This window comes from Allobosea sp. P4_C6, assembly GCF_056402015.1.
This window is the reverse complement of the sequence record NZ_JBFUIF010000195.1, coordinates 1-2,186: the sequence shown is the minus strand read 5'-3', so window position 1 is coordinate 2,186 and position 2,186 is coordinate 1. Positions and strand designations below refer to the sequence as shown.

Below are 2,186 nucleotides of genomic sequence, written 5' to 3'. Positions count from 1 at the left end.
CCAACTTTGGTTGTTGGCTGTGACAGGGTGTGTGACCGATTTGTGCCACGACGTGTGCCAATCGGGATTGATCTAGCCGGGTGTAAGTGGGGCATATAAAGCTGATCGCTTATCCAATCATGCCTCGTCCTGGTGGTGAAAATCTGACGCTTGGTACCCCCCCGCGAATGGCAATAGACGACCCATTGCGAACTTTAGTTTAGTTCGGCGCTCGTCGGCGTTAATCGAATGGCATCGCGCTGGATTGCAACGAGCGACATGGCGAGGCCCTGAAACGCTCTTGATCTGACTTTTATTGAGTGACTGGTTAGGCGGCTCTCGGGTTGCCTCTCCAGCACTTTGTTAGGCGTCGACCGCCGCGAGTGCGAGGTCGTTGATGCGTTGCACACGTTCGATATGGCGCAGCCCTTCAATGAAGCCGGCAGACAGGAAGATGACCGTGAGATCACGCTCGGGATCGATCATCCATGCCGTGGAGGCACCACCGACCGCCGCGATACTTTGTGGTGATGCGGTGTGCCCGGTCGCGTTCAGGATGTGCCCGCTGCCGCGGACATAACCACCGAGCAAGGTGAAGTGCGCCGGCAAATCGTCGAGGCCGCGCTCTTCGACCTCGAAGACGGTCGCATCGTTAATCAAGCCCGTTGCATGGTCTTGCCGGGCGTAGTCGAAGAGCGCCGGAGAGAGAACGCGCTGACCGTGCGCCGTCCCGCGCCCGCGGAAGACTTCTGTGAAACGGAAGACATCATTGATGGTGGAAAACGCATTCCCGCTCGGCATCTCCGCTTCCCCGTCAAGGAGCTCGTTGAAAAAGCGCAGAAGCATCGGCGTAGTGGGTCGCACATTCGCTTCAGTAAATGACACCGGAACCCGCCGAGGATCGTCGATCGCGCACGCGAAGCTGCTGTCCGCCATGCCCAACGGTGTAAACAAATCCTCTTGGGCAATGCGATTGAAGCCGCGCTGCTTCGGGTCGGTATTGACGAGGATTTGGCCTAGCAGATCGTAGCCCAAGCCGGAGGTATAGAGGCATTTGGTTCCGGGACTGTAGGCCGCCGGCAATGCGCACATCGCGGCAGCCTTAACCGCGAGGTTGCCGGCCTTGTCCAGTCCTAGCGGAGGCGGGACGAGACCGAACGGCAGCCCGGCGGTGTGTGCCAGCAACTGCCGTAGGGTCGCCCGCTGCTTGCCCAGTGCGCCAAAGCCGGGAACGAGGTCCGCGATGCGTGTATCGAGGCCGAAACGGCCTTCATCGATTGCTTTGAGCACGAGCGTCGCGGTGTACGCCTTTGACATCGACATGAGCAGGTATCGGTCGTCACCTGATGGGGCGCGACCCGGGGCTACCGTTCCGAAGCTCGCTTGGTAAGCCACCTGACCGTGGCGGGCGACAAGGATCGAAGCACCAAAGTGCTTCCCGCTGTCGATGTCGGCCTGAATAGAGGCGCCAAGCCGGGCGAGCGCATCCTTATTCAAACCAAACGAGGGCGGAGTGGGATTGGGGTTCATTGGGGTGCCTAGCCTTTCCTTGATAGTTGCCCGCCATCTCTATTGTTACGCCACATTCCTGCATACAGCGTGTTCACGGTCCAGCGATGCCCGGGCCTCTGGAAAACACCACGCACCGACGGAGCGATCCCAGCTGCGGCGCACGTGGACGACTGGCGCAAGCCGATGCCGGCCGGCTGAACCAACGTCCGTTTCCAACCCCACAGTGGCTGTCGCCGTCGGGTACTAAGCGTCAGACTTTCACCACTAGGACGGGGCATGATTGCCAGAGGCGAACTGATTGACAAAGCCAGATAGGCATTCAGCCAGCGAGCGGAACTGTGCCAACTCACAGCGCGAATGTTGACACAGGGTGTCACACCTCGCGTTTTCTCGACGCCAAAATATAAACGAAATCAATCATGTAGAAACTTAAGTTATGCGTGCTACTTTCGAGAATTCCATTGGTAAGGGAGTGTGCGGAGCATGCAGCGAGTGCCTGCTCGAAGGGCCTGTGCCGTGCGTTTCCGGGAGTGCGGGGCGGTGCGCGAGAGGACCGCAAATTCCTGCGCCTCTCCGTCAGACCGCCGAACGCCACCCCGAGGCAGGATCGAGCAATTCTTTGGCGGAAAGCAACATGTGGTGGACGCAGCGGCAGCTTATCTCGCCGTTACCAACCACCCAACGCCCGGTGAGCC

1 protein-coding gene is annotated in these 2,186 nt (G+C 59.4%); it reads right to left on the bottom strand.

The features are described 5' to 3' along the window. Window positions 1-342 precede the first annotated feature (342 nt). Entirely contained in the window at window positions 343-1,509 is a 1,167-nt protein-coding gene (locus AC1DVA_RS27840) for a serine hydrolase domain-containing protein (protein WP_476808041.1), read from the bottom strand. Between the last annotated feature and the right edge of the window lie 677 nt (window positions 1,510-2,186).

Excerpts from the sequence above, each read along its gene's own strand:
- AC1DVA_RS27840 (WP_476808041.1), bottom strand. The coding sequence starts at position 1,509 with ATGAACCCCAATCCCACTCCGCCCTCGTTTGGTTTGAATAAGGATGCG.